At 61.6% G+C, this 22,046-nt stretch carries 18 protein-coding genes and 3 pseudogenes; 8 read left to right on the top strand and 13 right to left on the bottom strand.

Going from position 1 to position 22,046, the window contains the following annotated elements; all coding sequences use genetic code 11:
- Positions 1–24 precede the first annotated feature (24 nt).
- From ACAX43_RS13870 to ACAX43_RS13885, 4 genes are read right to left on the bottom strand one after another with little or no spacing between them, the layout of a single operon-like run.
- On the bottom strand, positions 25–2,343 hold the full coding sequence (locus tag ACAX43_RS13870) for a CoA transferase (protein WP_370708969.1): 2,319 nt from the start codon (positions 2,341–2,343) through the stop codon (positions 25–27).
- Positions 2,340–3,347 (bottom strand): fumarylacetoacetate hydrolase family protein, encoded by a 1,008-nt coding sequence (locus ACAX43_RS13875; RefSeq protein ID WP_370708970.1) that lies wholly within the window; start codon positions 3,345–3,347, stop codon positions 2,340–2,342. Before ACAX43_RS13875 ends, ACAX43_RS13870 begins: the two co-directional genes overlap by 4 nt.
- A complete protein-coding gene (locus ACAX43_RS13880) occupies positions 3,344–3,868 on the bottom strand; it encodes a bacteriohemerythrin (RefSeq protein ID WP_370708971.1) in 525 nt (174 codons plus the stop codon). Before ACAX43_RS13880 ends, ACAX43_RS13875 begins: the two co-directional genes overlap by 4 nt.
- Positions 3,868–4,563, bottom strand: coding sequence for an SDR family NAD(P)-dependent oxidoreductase (locus tag ACAX43_RS13885; protein ID WP_370708972.1), 696 nt, complete (start codon positions 4,561–4,563; stop codon positions 3,868–3,870). The genes ACAX43_RS13880 and ACAX43_RS13885 overlap by 1 nt, the downstream gene beginning before the upstream one ends.
- Positions 4,564–4,729: 166 nt before the next feature.
- Here ACAX43_RS13885 and ACAX43_RS13890 point away from each other — a divergent pair, with 166 nt between their 5' ends.
- From ACAX43_RS13890 to ACAX43_RS13915, 6 genes and pseudogenes are all read left to right on the top strand, one after another.
- Complete coding sequence (locus ACAX43_RS13890; protein ID WP_370708973.1) at positions 4,730–5,143, top strand: Zn-ribbon domain-containing OB-fold protein; 414 nt, start codon at positions 4,730–4,732, stop codon at positions 5,141–5,143.
- Positions 5,140–6,330: a thiolase family protein gene (locus ACAX43_RS13895; RefSeq protein WP_370708974.1), complete on the top strand. Its 1,191-nt coding sequence runs from the start codon at positions 5,140–5,142 to the stop codon at positions 6,328–6,330. The genes ACAX43_RS13890 and ACAX43_RS13895 overlap by 4 nt, the downstream gene beginning before the upstream one ends.
- A gap of 187 nt (positions 6,331–6,517) precedes the next feature.
- Complete coding sequence (locus ACAX43_RS13900; RefSeq protein ID WP_370708975.1) at positions 6,518–7,819, top strand: MFS transporter; 1,302 nt, start codon at positions 6,518–6,520, stop codon at positions 7,817–7,819.
- Between the two features lie 23 nt (positions 7,820–7,842).
- A complete protein-coding gene (locus tag ACAX43_RS13905; RefSeq protein ID WP_370708976.1) occupies positions 7,843–9,081 on the top strand; it encodes an NAD(P)/FAD-dependent oxidoreductase in 1,239 nt (412 codons plus the stop codon).
- Between the two features lie 69 nt (positions 9,082–9,150).
- Positions 9,151–9,852, top strand: a complete 702-nt coding sequence (locus ACAX43_RS13910; protein WP_370708977.1) for a hypothetical protein — start codon at positions 9,151–9,153, stop codon at positions 9,850–9,852.
- 26 nt (positions 9,853–9,878) lie between these two features.
- Positions 9,879–10,007: pseudogene (locus tag ACAX43_RS13915) on the top strand (acyl-CoA dehydrogenase family protein); the annotation flags it as partial.
- Between the two features lie 307 nt (positions 10,008–10,314).
- Here ACAX43_RS13915 and ACAX43_RS13920 read toward each other — a convergent pair.
- From ACAX43_RS13920 to ACAX43_RS13940, 5 genes and pseudogenes are all read right to left on the bottom strand, one after another.
- A complete protein-coding gene (locus ACAX43_RS13920; protein WP_370708978.1) occupies positions 10,315–10,473 on the bottom strand; it encodes an isocitrate lyase/phosphoenolpyruvate mutase family protein in 159 nt (52 codons plus the stop codon).
- A 52-nt stretch (positions 10,474–10,525) separates the two neighbouring features.
- A pseudogene (locus ACAX43_RS13925) lies at positions 10,526–10,633 on the bottom strand (isocitrate lyase/phosphoenolpyruvate mutase family protein); the annotation flags it as partial.
- Positions 10,634–10,677: 44 nt separating this feature from the next.
- On the bottom strand, positions 10,678–12,201 hold the full coding sequence (locus ACAX43_RS13930) for an efflux transporter outer membrane subunit (protein ID WP_370708979.1): 1,524 nt from the start codon (positions 12,199–12,201) through the stop codon (positions 10,678–10,680).
- Positions 12,198–15,386 carry an efflux RND transporter permease subunit gene (locus tag ACAX43_RS13935; protein ID WP_370708980.1) on the bottom strand — a complete coding sequence of 1,063 codons (3,189 nt, stop codon included), beginning with the start codon at positions 15,384–15,386 and terminating at the stop codon, positions 12,198–12,200. Before ACAX43_RS13935 ends, ACAX43_RS13930 begins: the two co-directional genes overlap by 4 nt.
- Before the next feature lie 13 nt (positions 15,387–15,399).
- Positions 15,400–16,632, bottom strand: a complete 1,233-nt coding sequence (locus tag ACAX43_RS13940; protein WP_370708981.1) for an efflux RND transporter periplasmic adaptor subunit — start codon at positions 16,630–16,632, stop codon at positions 15,400–15,402.
- 432 nt (positions 16,633–17,064) lie between these two features.
- Here ACAX43_RS13940 and ACAX43_RS13945 point away from each other — a divergent pair, with 432 nt between their 5' ends.
- A complete protein-coding gene (locus ACAX43_RS13945; protein ID WP_370708982.1) occupies positions 17,065–17,676 on the top strand; it encodes a TetR/AcrR family transcriptional regulator in 612 nt (203 codons plus the stop codon).
- 104 nt (positions 17,677–17,780) lie between these two features.
- Here the strand turns inward: ACAX43_RS13945 and ACAX43_RS13950 are convergent, their stop codons facing one another.
- The 4 genes and pseudogenes from ACAX43_RS13950 to ACAX43_RS13965 all read right to left on the bottom strand — a co-directional run bounded on the left by ACAX43_RS13950 (position 17,781) and on the right by ACAX43_RS13965 (position 21,374).
- On the bottom strand, positions 17,781–18,650 hold the full coding sequence (locus tag ACAX43_RS13950; protein WP_370708983.1) for an alkene reductase: 870 nt from the start codon (positions 18,648–18,650) through the stop codon (positions 17,781–17,783).
- Positions 18,581–18,829 (bottom strand): annotated as a pseudogene (locus ACAX43_RS13955) (alkene reductase); the annotation flags it as partial. The gene ACAX43_RS13950 and the pseudogene ACAX43_RS13955, both read right to left, overlap by 70 nt.
- 327 nt (positions 18,830–19,156) lie before the next feature.
- A complete protein-coding gene (locus ACAX43_RS13960; protein ID WP_370708984.1) occupies positions 19,157–20,329 on the bottom strand; it encodes a porin in 1,173 nt (390 codons plus the stop codon).
- Between the two features lie 94 nt (positions 20,330–20,423).
- Positions 20,424–21,374, bottom strand: a complete 951-nt coding sequence (locus ACAX43_RS13965) for a flavin reductase (RefSeq protein ID WP_370708985.1) — start codon at positions 21,372–21,374, stop codon at positions 20,424–20,426.
- A 215-nt stretch (positions 21,375–21,589) separates the two neighbouring features.
- Here ACAX43_RS13965 and ACAX43_RS13970 point away from each other — a divergent pair, with 215 nt between their 5' ends.
- Complete coding sequence (locus ACAX43_RS13970) at positions 21,590–22,033, top strand: MaoC/PaaZ C-terminal domain-containing protein (RefSeq protein ID WP_370708986.1); 444 nt, start codon at positions 21,590–21,592, stop codon at positions 22,031–22,033.
- Positions 22,034–22,046 lie beyond the last annotated feature (13 nt).

The raw sequence follows: 22,046 nt of genomic DNA on the forward strand, positions 1-22,046 counted from the left end.
GTCTCCGTGGCGTTCAAATGGCGCTCAAATGCGTATGACGCCCTGATTGACCAGTTCGTCGATGTGCGGCGCGTCGAAACCCAGCATCTCCAGCACCTCGCGGCTGTGCTCGCCAAGTGCGGGGGGCGCCCGTTCAATGACGAGCGGCAAGTCGTCGAAGTCCCACAGCGCGCCGATCTGCTGCAGCGAGCCATAGACGGCGTGGCCGTACGTAGCATGCAGCCCGGCGGCGGCATGCTCGGCGCTGTCGAGAAACGCGTCACTTTGCGATTCCAGGGCAGGCTCTGCAGGTACGCCCGCTGCATGCAATCTGGCCAGCGCCGCCGTGACGTCGAGCGCGGCAAACGTGGCTTCGGGTCCGTCGCCGGCGATGCGCATGAAGGCATCGCCTTCCGCCGCACTCAGCGCGGCCACGGCGATCCAGCCGTCCTTGCAGCGATAGAGACGATGCGTCGGCGCGACGCCATGCTGGCCCGCATCGAGATGCACCATCGGCGTCAAGGCGCGTTCCCGATCGATCACCACGGCTTCGCTCGCGGTCATCGTCATTGCACCAAGCAGCGACGAGGCAACAGCCTGTCCCTGGCCGGTCCGCATCCGCGCGAGATGCGCGAGCAACACTGCGAACACCGAGGACAAAGCCGCCAGATGATCGCCGACGCCGAAGCGCAGCCAGCTCGGCGGATTGCCCTCGCCGCCCGATTCAGTTTCCCAGCCGACCGCCGCCTGCATCAACTGATCGAAGCCTGGCCAATCGGCGCGGGGACCTTGTGGACCATACGAGCTGACATGCGCGCAAACGAGCGCCGGCTTGATGGCGCGCAACTGGTTGGGTGCGATGCCGAGCTTGCGCGCCGCCGGCAAACGCACGTTGTGGTGAACGATGTCAGCCCAGTTCGCAAGGGCTTCGATGACCGGTTTGCTACCTTCGGCGCCGAGCTTCAATGCAAGTCCGCGCTTGCCGCGCTGCGTGCCGGCGAAGGCGCGCTCAAGCCGCCGCATTGCGTCGCCCGCGGGCGGCTCGACCTTGATGACATCGGCGCCGAGATCGGCAAGCACCATGCAGGCAAACGGACCCGCGAGGTAAGCTCCGAGGTCCAGCACTTTGAGACCGTCGAGCGGGGGCCGGGATGCCGCGGACGCGGCGCCCTGCAAGCGGGGCTCATTGGCAGCCACGGAGTTCGTGCGAGCGGTGGCGCCAAAGCGACTCTTGTCCCACCAGCCTATATCTCCCGCTGCCGTTGGCGCTTGTAAAGGTCCACGCACGTGCGCCGGCGGATCCACGTGATACGCGGGTCCAGGTTGGGACGTGCAGCCCCAAAGCGGATCGTCCACGGCAACCACATAACCGTTGAGCCGCGCCTGCTCGTCGGTGTATATCTCGCCGAATGGCGCGGCGATCTGAGCCGCCACGTCATGCGCCCAGAAATGTTCGACCCAGTCCTGCGCGTTGCGCGTGGCAATGATTTCCCGATTCGCGCCGAAATTGGGCGCGACATGGCTCGGCGGCCATTGCGCGTTGGCGCGAGCCATCTCGTCCGGACCCATCGCGGCAAGCGCTTCGGCCATCCACGGCGCGGCGTCGGGCGAGTAGTGCACGTGGATCCAGCGGCCATCCGCACAGCGATGCAGCGGAATCGGCACGCTCTTGTCGAGTCCCTTGGCGAACACGGACGTAGGCTGCGCGGCGCGCGACCAGTGCATCGTCATCGGTACGAGCGCAGCTTGCGCGAGGCTCGTATGTGCAATGCCGCCCTCTCCGTCGCGTTCACGCGCGATCAGCCGCGCCATGACGCCGACAGCGCTCAGCCAACTCGCAATCCAGTTCGCGAACGGCATACGGATAAATACCGGGCCGGGGCGATGACCCGGCTGTTCGTCGAGAATACCCAACCGCGCAAGCACCAATGTCTCACGCACCGGAGCGTCGGCGAGCACATGACGGCGTGGCCAGCCGCCCACGCTGGCGATGACCAGCATTGGATAGCGTTGCCGCAATTGGACGTCGTCCAGCGACCATACAGCGGCTTCGGCGGGTGTGAGATCATGGACCAGCACGTCGGCATCTGGCAGCAAGCTGTTGAGCAGATCGCGCTGCGCGGCAAGGTCGCCATCGGTCACGCGGCGCTTGCCACGATCGAGCACGTGAAAGAGTGCCGCGTCGCGTTCCGCCTCATGACGTGGACGTTCGATTTTCACGACGTCCGCGCCGGCTTCGGCGAGATACAACGCGGTAGCGCTGGCCGCGAGGCCGGTGGCAAAGTCGATCACCTTCAACCCGGCTAGCAGACCGGGGGGCGCGTTTCGTGCCCGTTGCGCGGCGTCGGCATGGGCTGCGCTCATACTACGGCCGCCTGCAATACCGGCTGCACGATCCTGCTGCGCAATATACCGATACCCTCCACTTCCAGTTCGACCACATCGTCCGGCTTCAGATAGCGGAGTTGTTCGAGTCCGCAGCCGTTGCCGACCGTACCCGAACCCAGGAACTCGCCCGGATGCAATGTCTCGGAGCGCGAGATATGGGCGATCACGTCTTCGAACTGCCAGCGCATGTCGCGCGTATTGCCGCGGCCCCATTCCTCGCCGTTGACGCGCGCAATCATCGTGAGGTCGTAGGGATCGCCGAGTTCGTCGGCGGTGACGAGACATGGGCCCATTACATTTGCAGTGTCGAAGTCCTTGCCTTTGGCGGGGCCGAGCATGCCGCCCATTTCGGCGGCCTGGGCGTCGCGCGCGCTCATGTCGTTGAAAATCGTGTAGCCGTAGATATGAGCCCGCGCGTTTTCGCGCGAAACGTCCTTCGCGCGCTCACCGATGTAACAGCCGAACTCCAGTTCGAAGTCGAGCAGCTTGCTATAGGCCGGCCAGATTACGTCGTCGTCGGGGCCGATCACGGCGAAGCGATTGCACTTGTAGTAGATCGGCTGACGGTTGAAGGTGTCGATCACGCGATCGTCGGCACGCGTGTTCATCGCTTTCAATGTCGCTTCCGGGTCGGGCGTACGCAAAGCGCGGGCACGGCGCGCCGCGTTGAAGCTTTGCTGCAGATGCAGTTCGAAGCACGAGCAGTCGCGCATCTGCGCGGGCGGTTGAATCGGTGCGAGCAGCTTCACCGTGTTGCGTGCGCGCACGGCGCCGGCGGGCGCACGGGCCTGCAGCACGCGTGCTTCCTCGAGCAAAGGTTCGCCGCCCGTCAGCAGCGCCTGCACGCTCGCTAACGCGACACTGTCGCCACCGCGTACGATACGGCTCGCTTCGCGCAAATCTAGCACCGCCTGATCGTTGTCGAACAGTGCGCCTGAGCGCTGCACGCCGTCAGCCAGTTGGAAAGTCACGAGTCTCATCGGGCGGCTCCGGCTTGAAGGGATGAATCGGGCGCAGCAGCGACGATGCCCGGTATGACGCGTCGCAGGACCACGGGCAGGCCGCCATGGGTGCGTTTGCTCATCCAGTGGGATAAGGCCGCATCCATGTAGTCGGCATGTCCGGGAAACCAGTCGGCGAGCGCTTCCGCGAGTTCACGCGCAACCTGAAAGGTTGCACCGTCACGCAGCATCTGTGCGACTTCGCGCACCGAGCGCAGAACCGCCGCGTGTTCGTCAGCGTGGCACTGGGCGGCAGGAAAGCTCGTGCGCTGCATCCACTGCTCCTCCTGCTCGAAATGCGCGATCGCATGCTTTTCGAAAGCCGCGAGCGCACCTGGCACGGCCGCCTCGTTGCATTGCTGCAAGACGGCCACGCACTCGACGAATTCATGATGCGTCTCGTCCATGGGCGCGAAGCCGAGCAGGAAACCGTCGTTCCAGCTGAGCGTAGTGCCAGGCTGCCGCTGTGTGTTCTGACCGGGAGAAAGCGCGGCGGCCATTACACACGCCCCGCTACAGGCAGACACGCGCCGGTCACCGCACTGGCATCCTCCGACAGCAGGAACGCGATGACCGCGGCAAGCTTGTCAGCCGCGACCCAGCGCGAGGTATCCGCGTCCGGCATATCCGCGCGATTCGAGGGCGTATCGATGATGCTCGGCAACACTGCATTGACGGTGACGTTACGGTCTTTCAACTCGTCCGCCAGCGCTTCGGTGAGCCTCGCGACGCCGGCCTTCGAAGCTGCGTACGCACCCATGCCCGCGCCGGCTTTCAACGCGGCGAGCGCGCCGACATTGACAATGCGCGCACTTTTCTCGCGCAGCAGATAGGCCAGAACCTCATGTGAAGCGATCGCTGCCGTGCGCACGTTCATCGCATAGAGACGATCCCAGGTTTCGATGCTGCCCGACTCCAGCGTTTCCCACGCAAAGCCGCCCGCGATGTTGACCAGCGCATCGACACCGCCGAGCCGCCCGGCGATCTGCTCGAACGCGTTCGAGGTACTGGCGGCATCGCCGAGATCGACACCGCCGAATACCGCCTCGACACCGTCGAGCGGCACGCTTGCCGAGCGATCCACGAGCGCGACACGCGCACCACGCGCGCTCAGGTCGGCGCCGACCTGGCGCCCTAACGCCCCAAGACCGCCCGTGACGATGACCCTGCGATGGATAAGTTGATTGGTCGGCATAAGAACGCCTGTCTCCTGTGTTTGAACGGACCTCTGGGTGATTTCCCTAGCGGGAAAACCCTGCACCGCTCCAGCTAATTTAATACATTTTTCGCGTTTCTGTTCATATATTATGGTGACATCAACACACGGTCAACTGCCAGGCAATACGAAATCAAACGCATCCATGCCCAGAAAACTTCCTCTTCTGACTGCTGAAACCGCGCCGTTCTGGCAAGGCGGTGAAGGTGGCCTGCTCAACATCTACCACTGCGATGCATGCCGTCATCTATTTCATCCGCCTGCACCGCTCTGTCCGCGCTGCATGTCGTCTCACGTCGGCGCGAAACCGGTCTCGGGACGCGGCAAGGTGGTGAGTTTCACGATCAATCATCAAGCATGGCTGCCCGATCTTCCGGTGCCCTATGTCGTCGCCATCGTCGAACTCGCGGAGCGCGAAGGCTTGCGTTTCGTGACGAATATCGTCGGTGGCGAAGTCAATGACGTGCATATCGGCATGCCGGTGCGGGTCAAATTTGAACAGCAGGAGGATGTGTGGCTGCCGCTCTTCGAAGCCGATCCCGAACGGAGCGCGGCATGAACGAAAACCTGTTCGAAAAGAACGTTGCGATCAGCGGCATCGGTCAGTCGGAAGTGGGCCGCCCGTCGCCCCGCAGCGCCATGCAGTTGAGCGTGGATGCCGCGCTCGAAGCAATCGCCGATGCCGGCCTCACCCACGAGGACATCGACGGAATTTCGTGCTGGCCGGGCGACAATGACAACGGCAACCCGTTTTCGCCGGTAGGCCCGAATGCGCTGATGAATGTGCTCGGCCTGAAAGTGAACTGGTATGGCGCCGGCTACGAAGGACCCGGGCCGCTCACCGGTCTGGTGAACGGCGCGATGGCGATCGCTGCGGGACTGTGCAAACACGTACTGGTGTTTCGCACCATTACCGAGGCGAGCGCGCGCCTCAAAAGCAAAACCGCCAGCGCGCTTACCAACAAGACAGTGGGCCGCGACGGCAGCTATTTCTGGCAGTGGTATACACCCTTCAATGTCGTCTCAGGCATCAACCTGATGGCCCTGTATGCGCAACGGCACTTTCACGAGTATGGCACCACGCCAGAGCAACTTGCGCAGATTCCGCTAATCTGTCGCGCCAACGCAATGCTCAACCCGAAAGCAGTGTTTCGCAATGCGATGACGATGGACGACTACCTCACGTCACGCATGATCTCCACACCGCTGCGCATGTTCGATTGCGACGTGCATTGCGACGCGTCCACGGCCGTTGTGCTGTCACGCGCCGACCTTGCGCGCAACGGGCCAAACGCACCGATCCGGCTCGAAGCCATCGGCTCCGCACTGCATCAGCCGTGGTCGTGGGATCAGATTTCGTTGACGGAGATCGCCTGCTTCGATGTCGGACGCATGCTTTGGTCGCGCACCGATCTGAAGCCGAAGGACGTCGGCAACGCACAACTCTACGACGGCTTTTCGATCCTGACGATGCTCTGGATGGAAGGCCTCGGCCTCTGCCCGCGTGGCGAAAGCGGCGCGTTTGTCGAAGGCGGCCAGCGTATTGCACGCAACGGCCAGTTGCCACTGAACACCAACGGCGGCCAGTTGTCTGGTGGACGCACGCACGGCCTCGGCTACGTGCACGAAGCCTGCACCCAGCTCTGGGGCCGCGGCGGCGAACGCCAGGTCGCACCGCACGAGGTGGCGATTGCCGCTGCAGGCGGCGGCCCGCTCGGCGCCAGCGTGCTGCTGGTCAAGCAATGACGCGGTCGAGCGTAAAGCTAAAGGCATAACCATCCATGCGCCATCCCAGGGCATTTACCGAGTTATCCGAATCAATCTATATATAGAATTATTTTCTTAATATGGAATATCACACCTGCGGCAGACTGCCTGCAACGCGCGTTTTGCGCACACAGTAGCCGCTTGCCGATCCGTAAAGGAACCGCCCATGTCCCCCTCTCACCCATCTCAATCCGCCGCCGTCGACCTCACCGAATTCCGCGCCGGCTGGCGCCCCGTGCTCATGGCAATGCTCGGGCTCGGCGTGGCCGCCAACGCTTCGCTGCTATATGCGTTCGGTTCACTGGTGATTCCACTGCAACATGCATTCGGCTGGAGCCGCGGTGAACTGCAGCCGGCAATCAGCTTTCTGTTCGGCGGAGCGGTGATCGGCGCGCAGATCGTCGGCTGGCTCAATGAACGTTATGGGATGCGGCACGTGACGATCGCGTCGGTGGTCGGACTTGCTATCGTCTACGCATTGATGTCGCTGATGCAGGTGATGGGTCACTCGATCGGCTGGCTCTATCTGATGTGTGCGTTGCTGCCGATCGCCGGCATGGGCACGATGCACATTACTTGGACGCATCTCGTCAATCTGTGGTTCGAGCGCAATCGCGGCCTGGCATTGGCGGTGATGCTGTCGGGCACCGGACTCTCGGCGATTCTGATTCCCTCAGCGGTGACGTGGGTGATCGGCCGCTGGAACTGGCAAGCCGCGTTTCTGTTGCTTGCGGCACTTCCTCTGGTGCTGGTGTTGCCGCTCGTGCTGATGTGGTTGCACACACCGGCCGGGCAAGCCCCTCACGAAGGCAGGAGCGAACGCGCTGCCGGCCATCACGCGGTACCGCCGGTGCGGGCGCACACGGGACTCGCGTTCCGTGACGCGCTTGGTTCGGCGCGCTTCTGGACACTCAACCTCGCGCTTTCGCTTGTGGTGGCTGCGACCGTCTCGATGGTCAGCAACACCGTGCCGCTTTTGCGCGACAAGGGGCTCTCAGCCGCCGAGGCCAGTCATATATTCGGCAGCTTCGGGCTCTCGCTAATCGGCGGCCGGCTGCTGGTCGGCTATCTGATCGACCGTCTGTGGGCGCCCGCTGTCGCCGCTGTCGCCCTCGCCATGCCTGCCCTGGGCTGTTTGCTGCTATCGACCACCGGTGCCGATCACGCCGGCATGCTTGCGCTTGCCACGCTGCTGATCGGCCTCGGTGCCGGCGCCGAATTCGACATTGCCGCCTATCTGATGGCGCGTTACTTCGGCATGCGCGACTATGGGCGCCTGTTCGGCGTACACGTCGCACTGATCACCATCGCATCGGCATTGGCGCCGTGGCTGTTTGGCCGGATCTACACCGCTACCGGCTCCTACACGACGATGCTGTCGATCTGCGGCGCCGCCTTCCTGCTTGGTGCGATCACCTTGTTGCCGCTCGGCCGTTACCCGAAATTCGATTCGCTGAATCTGGCCTGATTACTCCTATTCCCGATCCTCTCATGTCATTACATAACGTCGTCATTGTCGGTGCTGGGCAGGCCGGTTATCAGACCGCGGCCTCGCTGCGGCAGGAAGGATTTGAAGGCAACATCGCGCTGATCGGCGACGAACCTGGTGTGCCTTACCAGCGCCCACCGTTGTCGAAGGCCTACCTGCTCGGCAAGATCGGCACCACTGCGCTGCGCTTTCGCACGCACGAATGGTTTGAGCAGCAGCGTCTCGAGCGGATCGAAGCACGCGTCACCCGGATTGATCGCGAGGCACAGCACGTGGAACTGGCGAGCGGCGAGCGTCTGCCCTACGACCATCTGGTGCTCGCCACGGGTGCGCGCAATCGCGTGCCGCCCGTCGAGGGAATCGAACTCGACGGCGTATTCGGCATCCGCACACTGGAGCATGCCGATGCGCTCGCGCCGCGCGTGGCGGCTGCGCGCGAGGTGGTCGTGATCGGCGCGGGTTTCATCGGTCTCGAGTTCGCGGCCGTCGCGGCGGCCAAGGGCCTATCGGTCCACGTGGTCGAACTTGGCACGCGCCCCATGGCGCGCGCCCTCTCCACGCCTATGTCGACGCTGTTCAGCGCCGCGCATACCGGCTGGGGCGTAACGTTCGATTTCGGCCAAACCGTCGCGCGGCTGGTCGGCGACAACGGCCGGGTAGTGGCCGTGGAAACGGGCGACGGCCGCCGCCTGCCTGCACAACTGGTCGTCTATGGGATCGGCGTGCTGCCCAACACCGATCTCGCCGCCGATGCGGGCCTCGCCGTGCAGAACGGCGTCTGCGTCGACACGCAGTTGCTGACTAGCGATCCGTCGATTTCAGCCATCGGCGATGCCGTCAGTTTTCCGTCTGCGTGGAGCGGTGTGCCGATCCGCCTGGAGTCTGTGCAAAATGCCGTCGATCAGGCTCGCCATGTCGCGGCACGCCTGACGGGCAAGCCGGCGGCTTATACCGCATTGCCGTGGTTCTGGAGCGATCAGGGCGATCTGAAACTGCAGATCGCGGGACTCTCCGATGGCCATGACGAGACGGTCCTGCTCGGTTCGGACGAGAGTCGGCAATTGAGCGTGTTGTGCTTCCGCGCCGGCCGCCTGATCGCCGTGGAGTCGTGTAACCGGCCGGGCGACCATATGGCGTCGCGCAAGCTGCTGGCACGCGCCGCGTTGCCAACGATCGCACAAGCCGCGACACCTGGTTTCGATCTGAAGGAATTCGAGGCCGCCACACGTGGGCCGGGCTGAACTGATTTGAATGACGCGGCTGCGGGCGTGCAGCGATCTCCTGGTCAGCGTCCCCCTGCAGGAGCGTCGATGAGAGTACTCAAATGGGCCGTGGCAGCTTGGTGTCTGCCCATGTCGCTCGCGTTTGCCGCCGCGCCTGCGGTCAGCGGCCCCGCGTCGCCTCAAGCCGCCCGTTGCACCGCCGGCGATGCGGGCCGCTACGAAGTTACCGAATTCGTCGACCGAAGCACATTCGTGAGCGACGGCCATCTGGTCAAGCGTATCGACGTGCCCCAGGCCAGCTGTTATCCCTCGTGCCGGCGCGAACAGGTCGATAGCCATTTATACCGGATCGAAGATCCTGCCGGCGACGATCTCATGCACCCATCACTGCATGACGACGATCCGACCGACCCGGCACGCGTGTCTTCTGTCGCGTTGCAGCAGATCGATCCCGCCACGCTGCAACTGGCAGTTCGAACCCGAGGCCGCGCGCACGCCTGGATCGTCGAGGCGGACAAAGTCAAACGCATGATGACATCGACGAAAGAAACGACGGCCAGCGGCAGCCTGACGTATAACGATCTGTTTTTTGTCGTGTTCAATCACGCAGCGCTGCCCACCCTGACCATCACGACGGCGGATGCCACGCTTGAGCTGGGCCCGAGCGAATTGGACCTGAATCAGTTGCCCTCGTGGTTGACAGAACCGATCGCGCCACAGCAGTTGGGCGTATCGACGGTCTATACGCTAAAGATCGTCGGCGGCCCGGGTTGCGCAACAGGCAATTGAACACCAGTCGGGACAGCGGACAATTCAAGGTTTGTAAGTACGTTAAAGAACGCGTCGTCTTCGCTAGCCCGATCGGACAGAACCAGCGCGTGCAGTTCCCAATCGCCCGCGCGCATGTCGACATCGAAGCGGCGAGCTTGATGCGATATAAGGCTGCGGCCGGGTCCCTGTGAAGTACTGATCTCCCGCCGAACCACCCGCCCGCTCTTCGCAGCTGATCAACGCCGCCGCATCGCTCTTCGCCGAACAGGACAACCTCCACAACTGGCCGCTCCCTTCTCAGGCCAACTTGCCAACCAGGAAAAGTTCCTGGAGCTGCGTGTACGGTACGAATGCCTTGTACCTGGGTGCGGAACCGCCATTCTTCAGGAAATCCTGCGCGAGCTTTTCGGCGGTTCCCCAAGCCACTTGAGTAATGCCGGTGCCCGCGCTCAAACGACGCACGCCGAGCTTGCCGAGCGCTTACGCGTCGGCGAGTTCCGGCCAGACCATCAGATTCAGGGGCAGCGACACGTCGTTGACGATCGCGCGAATGTGGTCCGACTGCTGAAGCCCCGGAAGGAATAAGCCGTCGGCACCGGCTTCGGCATAGAGATTTCCACGGGCGATCGACTCCCCCATCGCGATAGCCAGGCGCCCATGCGACCCCACCGCTTGTCGTGGCTATAGCTGTGGCGCCCGCGCCTTCGAAGAGCCGGGCGCTTCCTGCATCCCATGCGTTCGGCAGCAATAGCGGTCTCGCGTCGGCGTGAAGCTGACGAAAGGTTTCGACAGTAGACATTTCACTTCTCCAAATAAACAGGTCCTGGATCGGATTCCCGACTACTACATGCCGGTGGAAGGGTTCGTGCTTTGCGTAGCAGCGTCCGCAGTCGTGCTCGTCGACGCTCTGCTCGCCACAGCCGTCGGCTCGTCCCACCCGCCGCCAAATGCGCGGAAGACGCCAACCGCGGCTCTCGCAGCGCCGACCCGGTTGCTGTCGAGTTCGTCACGTGCAGTGAGCAGGTCCCTGTCGGCATCCAGCACATCCGTCAGCGTGATGGACCCGGCGCGGTACGCCTGTTCGGAGAGATCACGCGCCTTCGTCAGCGCCTGCACCTGCTCCTGAATCTCGTCGACGCGGATCTGTGTCTGCGCGAGCGTCATCAGCGAGTCCTCGACGTCCTCAGTTGCATGAAGCACCGACTGCTGGTAGAGCGCCAGCGCTTCTGCGTTCGCCCCCTTCGCCTGCGACACCTTCGCCTTGATCTTGCCGAAATCGAACAGCCTCCAGCGCAGCGCTCCCCCGCCCAAAGCCTGGAACGCGCTCGCGCTCATGAGATGTCCGCTCAGGCTGTCGAATCCCAGCGCGCCCGATAGCGAGATCTTCGGGTAGTAGTCGGAAATCGCCGCGCCGATGCGCTCGTTGGAGGCGGCCAGCCGACGCTCCGCCGCGATGATGTCCGGACGCCGGCGGAGCATGTCGACCGGTTGATCGTTTCCGGGAATCGCCGGTATGGACGGGATCGCGGCGACGGCGCTGAGTTCCTGGGCGTACGTCCCGGGCTGGACGCCCATCAGTACGTCGAGGCGATTCAACTGCTGCTCCAGACCAATGCGCAGCGGCGGCACGCTCGCGCGTGCCTGCTTCAGCAGCGCATCGGCCTGGGCGATTTCCCGTCCCGTAGCAGCGCCGGCAGCGTAGCGATCGCGCACGAGCTTGAGCAGATGCTCATCCGTGTCGATCTGGTCCTGGGCGACCGCGAGACGGGCCTGATAACCGCGGATCTGCAGATACGCATCCGCGGCGTCCGCCGCCACCGTCACGCGGGTACCGGCCTGTTCCGCCTCCGCGGCCTGTGCCTCGGCGCGCGACGCTGCGGCATCCCTGCGCAATCCGCCGAACAGATCGATCTCCCAGCTCGCCGCCGGGCCGACGCTGTAGTCGCGGATGTTGCGCGAGAAGTCCGGACTGCCCTGGGCGATCGAGCCAAGCGGGCCGCGCAGGCTCTGGTGCTCCGCGGTCGCCGAGGCGCCGAGATCCAGCGTCGGCAGCAGATCGGCACCGCTTCCGGCCGCCATTGCGCGCGCTTCGCGAACCCGTGCAAGCGATGCGGCCAGATCCAGGTTTTGCGCCAGCGCGCGCTGCACGACCGTCACGAGCATCGGATCGTTGAAGCCCGTCCACCACTGATCGAGTTGCGGCGCGGCGGTGTTTTCTTTCGTCGCCACCGCGGCGAGGTTGTGGAACGGCGCCAGTTCCGTCTTCGGAACCTTGTAGTCGGGACCAACCGCACAGCCCGCGAGAATCATGCTGAGTGTCAGCACACTCAGAACCGGCTTGATAGCCACTTGAACAAAGCGATTCATTTGGACTCTCCACCAATGATCCGTTGGAAGTAGCTATGGGTCATCTTCTTGCCCGCGATCCGGCGGATGAACGTATAGAACGCCGGGGTGAAGATGAGGCCGAAGACCGTTACCCCGATCATCCCAAACAGGACGGCCGTCCCAAGCGACTGGCGCATTTCTGAGCCCGCCCCCGTCGCGATGACGAGCGGAGCCACCCCCATGATGAAAGCGAACGACGTCATCAGGATCGGGCGCAGGCGGGTCTTCGCTGCGCTGACGGCGGCCTCTTCCGGTTCGGCGCCGTGGTCTTCCGCCTGCCGGGCGAACTCGACGATCAGGATGGCGTTCTTCACGGCAAGGCCGACCAGCACGATGAAGCCAATCTGAGCAAGGATGTCGATGGGCATGTCACGCATATGCAGCCCGCTCGACGAGGCCAGCAAGCACATTGGCACGATCAGCACGATGGCCAGCGGCAGCTTCCAGCTCTCGTATTGCGCGGCGAGCACGAGGAACACGAACAGCGCGGCGGCGGCGAAGATCGCCAGAGTCGGCGTGCCCTGCTGTTGTTGCTGGTGCGCAAGGTCAGTCCATTCGTACGAGATACCTACTGGAAGCACCTGCTTTGCAAGTTCTTCCATATGCCCGATTGCCTGGCCAGATGCATAACCCGGCGCTGCCCCACCCATCAGTTCGGCGGCAGGGAACAGGTTGTAGCGCGGAATCCGGTACGGCATGGTCCGTTCGTGCAGCGTCGCCACCGTCCCGACCGGCACCATCTCCCCGCTGGCGTTGCGCACCTTCAGTCGCAGAATGTCTTCCGGCATTTGACGGAACTGACCGTCACCCTGAGCCAGCACCTGATAGGTGCGGCCGAGATAGTTGAAGTCGTTGACATACTGCGAACCGAGGTAAAGCTGAAGCGTGGAAAACACATCGCTCGGCGTCAGACCGACCTTTTCGGCCTTGAGGCGATCGATATCCGCATAGATGTCGGGTGCGCCGGGGTTATACAGGGTAAAGACGCTGTGTCCGAAAACCGGATCCCTGTTGGCTGCGGCCACCAGGTCGTTCGCTGCCTTTGCGAGCGCCTGAGGTCCAAGATTCGAGCGATCTTCGAGCTCCAGCTTGAAGCCACCCGCGCTGCCAAGGCCCTGGACGGGAGGCGGCTGGATCACGATCACGTACGCATCCTTGATGACCGACAGATTCTTCTGCAGCTTGCCGAGCATCGTTGCTGCGTTCACGCCTTTGATATGGTGGCCGTACAGAGAAGGCAAGCCGATGTAGATCGTGCCGCTGTTCGAAGCAACGGTGCCGGTAACCGTATCGAATCCACTCGTCGGCGACGTGTGCTCGATGCCCGGCGTCTTCAGGATGATGTCGTTTGCCTCGCGCACCACCTTGTCGGTCCGTTCGAGACTCGCACCGGCCGGCAGCTGGACGATTGCAGCGAGATAGCCCTGGTCCTGCTCCGGAATGAAGCCGGTATTCATCTGCGAGAACTGGAAGCCCGTGAGGGAAATCAGCCCGGCGTAGACAACCAGAATGACGGTCGTTGCACGGACAAACCGACCGGTCATACGTCCGTACCTTGTCGAAAGCCAGTCGAAGCCGGTATTGAACCAGCCAAACGCCTTGTGATGCAGGCGACCGGACACGCTCATCGTCGAGTGATCCTCAGCGGACTTGTGCGGCTTGAGCAGAACTGCGCTAAGTGCCGGACTGAGCGTCAGCGACACCAGCATCGAGATGATGGTCGACGCAGCAATCGTCGTTGCGAACTGCTTGAAGAACAGACCCGAGATGCCCGAGATGAACATGGCCGGCACGAACACCGCGCAAAGCGTCAGCGCGATGGCGATCAGCGCTTCGGATACCTCGTCCATCGTGCGATGGGCGGCCTCGCGTGGCGACATGCCGAGCGCCATGTTGCGCTCTACGTTCTCGACCACGACGATCGCATCGTCAACCACGATGCCGACCGCGAGAATGAGTCCGAACAACGACAACTGGTTGATCGAGATACCAAGTGCAGCCAGGATCGTGAAAGAACCGACGAGCGACACGGGGATGGCGATCACCGGAATGATCGTCGCACGCCAGCTCTGCAGGAACGCGTAGACGACTCCGATCACGAGCAGGATGGCGATGGCGATCGTCTTGATCACTTCGTCGATCGAGTTGCTGACGAAAGTGGTCGGGTCATAGATGATCTGGTAATCCAGTCCCGGCGGGAAGCTCTTCCTGAGCTCCTTCATCTTGTCCAGTACCTCGTGCTCCACCGTCACGACATTCGAGCCGGGAACCGCGAATACGAAGAACGGAGCCGACGGCGAGCGATCCGCGTAGGCAATGCTGCCGTAATCCGTCGCGCCAAGTTCGACGCGGCCGATGTCGTGAATGCGCGTGACGTGGCCCTGGTCACCCGACTTGACGATGACGTTGCCGAACTGTTCGGGCGTGGTCAGACGGCCCAGTGCTTCGACGTTGATCTGATATCCCGCTTTGCCTTGCGCCGGAACCGGCGGCTGGTTCAGCACACCGGCCGATACCTGCACGTTTTGCGCCCTGAGAGCCGAGAGGATCTCGTTGGCGCTGATGTCGTGCACAGCGGCCTTGTCAGGATCGATCCAGATGCGCATCGCGAATTGCCGCTCGCCCAGCGACAACAGGTCGGAAACGCCAGGCAACCGCGCGATCTCGTCCTTGACATGAAGGATCATGTAATTGGAGATGTACTCGGAGTCTCGCGACCCATCCGGCGAATACGGGTGGATGCCCAGCAGATACGCCGGGATCGTCTTCTTGACCTGCACGCCTTGCTGCTGCACTTCCTGGGGCAGGCGAGACAGTGTGTCCTGCACGCGGTTCTGCGTCAGCATCTGCGCGATGTTCATGTCGGTGCCGATCTTGAACGTCACGGTGATATTGATGAGCCCGTTGCCGGTCGACTGGCTGCTGATGAAATCCATGTTCTCGACGCCGTTGATCGCCTGCTCGAGCGGCGTCGCAACGGTCCGGGCAATCGTGTCGGCGGAGGCGCCGGGATACGCGGTCGTGATCTGGATGGTTGGCGGAACGATGTTCGGGTACTGTGCTACGGGCAGGAACTTCATTGCCACCAGACCGAACAGCGTCAGGAAGATACTGATCACGGCCGCGAAACGCGGGTGATCAATGAAAAAGTGGGCCAGTTTCATGATTCACTCCGCCTTAGCCTTGATCAGATCCGAACTGGATCGAGCCCGCATGCGGGGACACCTTCGAACCTGGCTGCGCGTACGGGATGCCGTCGATTACCACCTTGTCGGTCGGCGCCAGCCCGGACTTGATGACACGCAGGCCGCCGCGCATATCACCCAGTTGAACCTGCTTCGGGGTCACGACATCATTCGGTCCCACCGTGAGCACGATGTGATTGGACTGGTCCGGCAGAACGGCGGCGTCCGGGACCAGTAGCGTTGGCTGCGGCACGGATACCGCGAGCCGCACGCGCGCAAAGCCGCCCGGCGTCATGAGCAGATTGGCGTTCGGCACGATCGCTCGCGCATGGATCGTCCCGCTGGAGCGGTCGAGCGCGTTGTCGATGAAGTTGAGCGTGCCGGCGTGGGTGAACGTGGACTCATCGGCCAGCGAGATATTCACCTTGTCGGTGAGTTGATCCTTCTGCTTTTCGCGCTCCCGCAGGAAGGTCATGTAATCGCCTTCGCTCATGTCGAAATCCAGGTAGATCGGGTCGAGCGAAACGAGCGTCGTGAGGAGTGTCGTCGGGCTGGTTGCGGCCCGGCTGCCGGCGACGAGATTGCCGACCGAAACGAGGTGAGTGCCGATGCGGCCCGCGAACGGCGCGATGATCTGGCAGTGATCGAGATCGAACCTGGCATCGCGGACCTGTGCCTTCGCGTCGTCCACGGCGGCCTGCGCGGCCAGCTTTTCAGCATTGCGCTGCTCGACGTTCTCTGCAGTGCCGGCATCGGTGCTCTTCAGCATCTGCGCGCGAGCCAGTTCACGCGTGGCCAGATCGAGGCGTGCGTTGGCGCTTTCCAGCAGCGCCGTCGCCTGGCTCATCTTGATCTGATAGGGAACGGGATCGATCTCGAACAGCAGATCTCCCTTGTGGACAATGTCGCCGTCCTTGAAGTGGATCCCGGTCAGCGTGCCACCGACCTGTGCGCGGAGTTCGACCTTCTGGACGGCCGAGAACTGGCCGAGAAAACCGAGGCGGGTATCGAGATTTCGCTGCAGCGGCGCGCTGATCGCAACCGATGGTGCTGCCGGTGCCGCGCTTGGGGCTGCGGAGTTCGCGCCCCAATGCATTGCCACTGTGCTCGCTACGGCGACGGCGAGGAGAGCCGCTCCGGAGGCGATCCAGATTTTGCCGTTGCGCTTGCCCGGCCGCTGGACCGGGATTGTTCCGGCCTCCAACTCGTTCAGATTGTCGTTCATCGTGTTCCTCATTCAGTCCTGGACATGTCTGCATCACCGCGAGACGTGGGGTGCGGCGCTGCGCCCGATACGTCGACACACTCTTTTGGCTTTCCACCTTGCCCTGTTCTGGCGTGGTATAGCTGATGAAGTGGCACTATCTGGGCTTAAAGATAAATCTCATCATCTATAACGTCAACTTTTTAGCTGATGAATTTTCACTATTCCGTTCTATAGGTCGCAGCTATAAGCTAAAATAACAGCGTAGCATTGCCATGCGCCGGACTTTCGGTTCGATGCCTGCTGTATGTATCTCGGCCGGAAGGTTTCATGCGACGATGGTCTGGCCCCGCTTTTAGATAACACTTATCATCTAACTTTGCTAAGATGGAGACGTCATCCTGGAGCGCACCATGGGAAATGGCCTTGCGCGCGGTCAGAAGGAGTAATGGAATGAAAAAGTCGAAGGCGGAAACAGCAGAGACACGGAAGCGAATCCTGGAAGTCGCTGCCCAGGCGTTCAAAAGCAAGGGGATCACGGCCACGGGCGTAGCTGAAATCATGTCGGCAGCCGGCCTGACCCATGGCGCGTTCTATCGGCATTTCGCATCCAAGGAACAGCTTGTGGCCGAAGCGTGTGCGACGAGCATGGATGTGCTTATCGAGTCAGCCGAAGTCGCGGCCGAAGGCGGTCAGGCGGCTTTCCTCAAACATCTGGAGGATTTCCTGTCAGCCGAATATCGCGACGACAGGCTGGGCGGCTGCCCCCTGGTTGCGATGGGTAGCGAGCTGGTGCGGGCCGATACCCAGACACGCCGGGCGGCGTCGCAGGGCTTCGAGCAGTTGATCGACGTCATGGCCCGATGGACGCCAGCCGACGATCTTGCATCCGCGAGAGACAAAGCGATGTTCACGCTATCGGCAATGATCGGTGCGGTCACGATGTCGAGAATTCTCGATAACCCGGCACTCTCGGACCGGGTCCTCAACGTAACGAAACAGCGTTTGACCGATCAATCCACGAGACCACAATCGAAACGAGCGAAGTCGGCAGTCACTTCCTGAAGATTCGGTTGGTATCTGTCTGGATATAGGAGACTCGCCATCGCCAATTCAACTGATGGCCACCCGACGGGATCTTCCGATCCTGCCGGGTGAGAGAAGTGCGATCAAGCCTCGCATTGCACCGTTTCTTCGTCGTAGAACGGGTAGTCGGTGTATCCGACTTCGGAGCCGCCATAGAACGTGGAGCGATCGTAACGATTCAGCGGCAAGTTCCGACGCAGTCGCTTCGGCAGATCCGGATTGGCTACGAAGTGACGCCCGAAGGCGATCATGTCTGCGTCTCCGGCTTCGACGATCGCCTTGGCAGACCGCCCGTCGAAACTGGCGGCCGCAATGACTACGCCAGAGGAATGCTTGCGCAGCTCCTGCGTAATGACCGGGCTCTGCTCTTCGCTGCCCTCTTCAGCAAGCCATCGCGGCTCGATCAGATGCAGATATGCCAGATCCAGCGTGTTGAGCTGCTGCGCCACGTACCTGAACAGGCCGTGAGGATCGCTGTCAGCCATTTCTCCGAACGTGCTGCTGGGACTCAGGCGAACAGCAACCCGATCGCTACCCCAGACGGAGATCACCGCTCTCGTTGCATCCAGAAGCAGACGCGCGCGATTTTCGAACAAACCGCCGTAGCTGTCGGTGCGCCTGTTACTGCCGTCCTGCAGGAACTGACCGAGGAGATACCCGTTGGCCCCGTGTAGTTCGACACCACCGAAACCAGCGGCAAGCGCACGCTGCGCTGCAGCGCGAAAGCCCTCGACGATCGCCGGAATTTCCTCGGCCTGCAGAGCACGGTTTGGTGTGGCCGTGTAACCCAGCCATCCGACGTTTGTGCCATGGTGCCGTGGGGTACTTCGGACGGCCCAACCGGCTGATCGCGGTTCGGCCGTAGATCCTGGTGCGACTGCCGGCCAGCGTGATAGATCTGTGCGAACACCTTGCCGCCCCTCGCGTGAATTGCATCCGTCACGAGACGCCACCCGGCAATCTGGCTGCCGTCATACAGGCCTGGCGAGCCGAGGTATCCGTTGCCATCCACGAGTACCACCGCGGACTCCGTGATCAGAAACCCGCCTTCCGAAGCGCGCTGCTCGTAGTACTCCGCCATCAACGCCGCCGGTACGCCACCAGCTTCTGCACGCAGCAGCGCGGGAAACATTTCCCCACTAGATGGGGATATAGAGAATCCGCTAGCCGGCGATCAGAGGTGCGACGATCGCTTGGTGTCATGCCAATGTATCTACTGGACATATCCGACCTACACGAACCCGGTTACGGGGAACGGTGACAGTAATGCTGCACGCAGGTCCCTGCTGCAATCAGCTATCCAGGAGGCGTCGCTCTTACCCAGTCCGTGCAGATGTGTTCGCCAACTGGACGGCTAGATGATGGAGCTTCAACGCCTGCGCTGCTTCGTTGCCGTTGCGGACGAATTCCTGTCCCCAGCGACACACCATAACCCCCCAACTTCCAGCGCGCAATTTTTCTAGAACTTGTGCCGAATAGCTATTCGACCGGTGAACTGGTTACTGTTGCTCGAGGGCGTCAGAAGGTTGATCGCTGCCACCGCTTCGTGGCCAGTCGAATCCGTGCCCGATGCGTGCTGATAGATTGCGGTCACATAAATATCGGTGCGCCTCGAAAGGAAGTAGTCCGCGCCAACAGCTCCCTGGTAGTATTTCGCCCCCGAACTGGCGGCCCCATTCGCTTCCGTAACGTCGCTACCCTTCGTGTAATCGAACGCTGCACCCAGTAACAGAGCGGGCGTCAACTGGTACTTGAAGTTGATTTCTGCGTTGTTAAAAGCTGCCGTATCACCTTTTCTAAAAACCGTTGGCGCGTCTGCGCCGAGGTTCGCGAACCTGACGTTCGAGTAAGTTGCACCGATCGTTGCGCCACCGAATGTGTAAGCACCCCCTGCGGCAATGACCTGGTACGTGTTAGCCGACGTGTAGCCGCTGTACACCGGCGTAGTGACTACCGAAGCCGTCGCAGTAGACGTGTTGTTCCCGAACATCCCGTTAGTCTGGCCCGGTTGACGTGCATTCAGGTAGCCTACGCCCAAAACCAGGGGACCGTTCTGGTAACCAGCGCCCAGCGACCAGATCTGGTTTGCCGAGAAGTTGCCGGATACCCCACCGAAGCTATATGTGCCGCCGAACGTCAGGCCACCGTAATTTGCACTCTTGTATTTGACAGTGTTGTTGGTGCGGTACGCATTATTGAAATTATCCAGGTCTCCCGGATGGGCCGCGATATAGCCACCCCACTGGTCGCAGGCTGCGAGCGGACCGAGATAGTCGACGACCGAATCGTACTGACGACCCAGCGTCACCGTGCCAACCGGGCTCGACAGACCGACATAGGCTTGACGGCCGAACAGCAGACCACCCTGACCCAGTTTACCGGAACTCGCGTCGAAGCCGTTTTCCAGCACGAACAGGACCTTCAGGTCGCCACCGAGGTCTTCCGTGCCGCGAAGGCCAAAGCGGCTTTGTTGTATCACGCCGCTCGAAAGATTGTACAGATGGTGACCGCCTGAATTGGTATTGATGTTGAAGCCCTCGTCAACAATGCCGTACAGGGTCACGCTGCTCTGGGCATGTGCGACGCCTGCGAACATGCCCAACGCTGACAGGGCGAGAAACGTCTTTTTCATTTTGTCTCCTCTGACCTTCCGGTCGGTGGCCCGGAGATGTATTGCTTTCCGGGTCATTTTCATACAAACGTAGGTATGCTAAAAATACTAATCCTCAAATGACACCCGTTCTACTTCCACTTGTTTCCGTTTTATCAGAACAACTGACCATTTTCCTGACGAGTACGGCCAGGTACTGGCCGATCTCTTCGGGACTGAGGCGCCCGTCAGGGCGATACCAGCGATGAATCCAGCCCACCAGCCCGGAAATCGCGTACGCGGTAAGACGCGGGTCGGCTGCTTCAAGGCATCCTGCTTCGACGCCTTGCGCTAGCAGGGCCGTGAGTCTGTCGTCGAATTCGCGGCCCGCTGCGTTTAACGCCTGCAAATCAATCGGCGAAACATAGAGCTTCGCGCTCATGTATTTCTGTGTGACGGCTTCGGTGGTGGTGTAGATCTTCGTCCATTCTTTCACAAACGCTTCGAGATTCGCCAGCGGATCGTCGGACAGTCTGCTTGCCCGTTCGACGGCCGACGTGACGGTGTGAATGCCATCCATTACACCCGCGACGTCGCGGCCAGTAGCGGGCAACAGACTTGCCCAGTCTCCGTCGACATAGAGAAGCTGCTTCGCGTCGATCGCCTGACGGGCCGCCACCACTTCGCCGACAAACAGCGTGTGCGTACTGAGTTCCAGCCTGTTCGTCACCTTGCAATCGAGATTGACGACTGCGCCTTCGAGTACAGGCGCCCCCGTTTTCAGTTCGGTCCATTTCCCTTCAAGAAACCGTTGGGCACCTTTGATGGGACCGGAGAAGCGGCTCGCCAGTTCGAGCTGGTCGGAGGCAAGCGTATTGATGCAGAAGTAGCCATTTTCGACGAGTTGCGGATATGAACTCACCGTCCTGTTCACAGCAACGCCGACCTGTGGTGGATCGGCGGTCAGCGAGATGCAGGCTGTTGCCGTGAAGCCGGCGCGGCTATCTCCCGTACCGGTCGTGATGATGTTGGCGGCGCCAGGAAAGCGCCGCATGGCCCCGACAAATTCTTCGCGCGAGAAAGTCATGATCATGCTCCGTGAAAACCGGCCGGAACAGCACACCGCCCAGCTTCTGCTATTGGCAGCCCTTCTTGAGGCATCGGCTGTGTTACATCATCGATAGCAGATTGCAACGGCAGCTCGCCGTTGTCAATACTTATTGGTATATAGTTATACGTACAGGTATACATTGGAAAGCGATGTTTCCCGTCACTGCATCCACATCCACAAAGGAGATACAGGTGAGCACTCTTTACTACGAGGACGTTGAGGTCGGTCGGCGTTACTCTATTGCCGGGCGCAGCGTGAACGAGATGGATCTCGCACTGTTCGCGATGGTCTCGGGAGATACACATCCTGTACATGTCAACGCTCTGTATGCCGCCTCGACCGAATTCGGTCAGCGCATCGCTCATGGTCCATTCGGTATTGCACTGGCGATCGGACTGTTCGGTCGCATCGCCGATTTTGCGGACACAGCGATCGCGATGACGGACATCCGTGACTGGTCGTTTCGCGCGCCCATTTATATCGGCGATACGCTGAACCTGGAAATGACGATCGTCGCCAAGCGACTGACCCGCTCGAACCGGGGCATTATCGACAGGCATATGCAGCTTCTCAAGCAGGACGGCACGGTCGCCCAGGAGGGAACGAGCGGGCTGCTGATCGCGCGTCGCCCCTAGCGCAGCGCGGCGC

This window comes from Paraburkholderia sp. IW21 (genome assembly GCF_041321145.1).
Classification (GTDB): Bacteria; Pseudomonadota; Gammaproteobacteria; order Burkholderiales; family Burkholderiaceae; genus Paraburkholderia.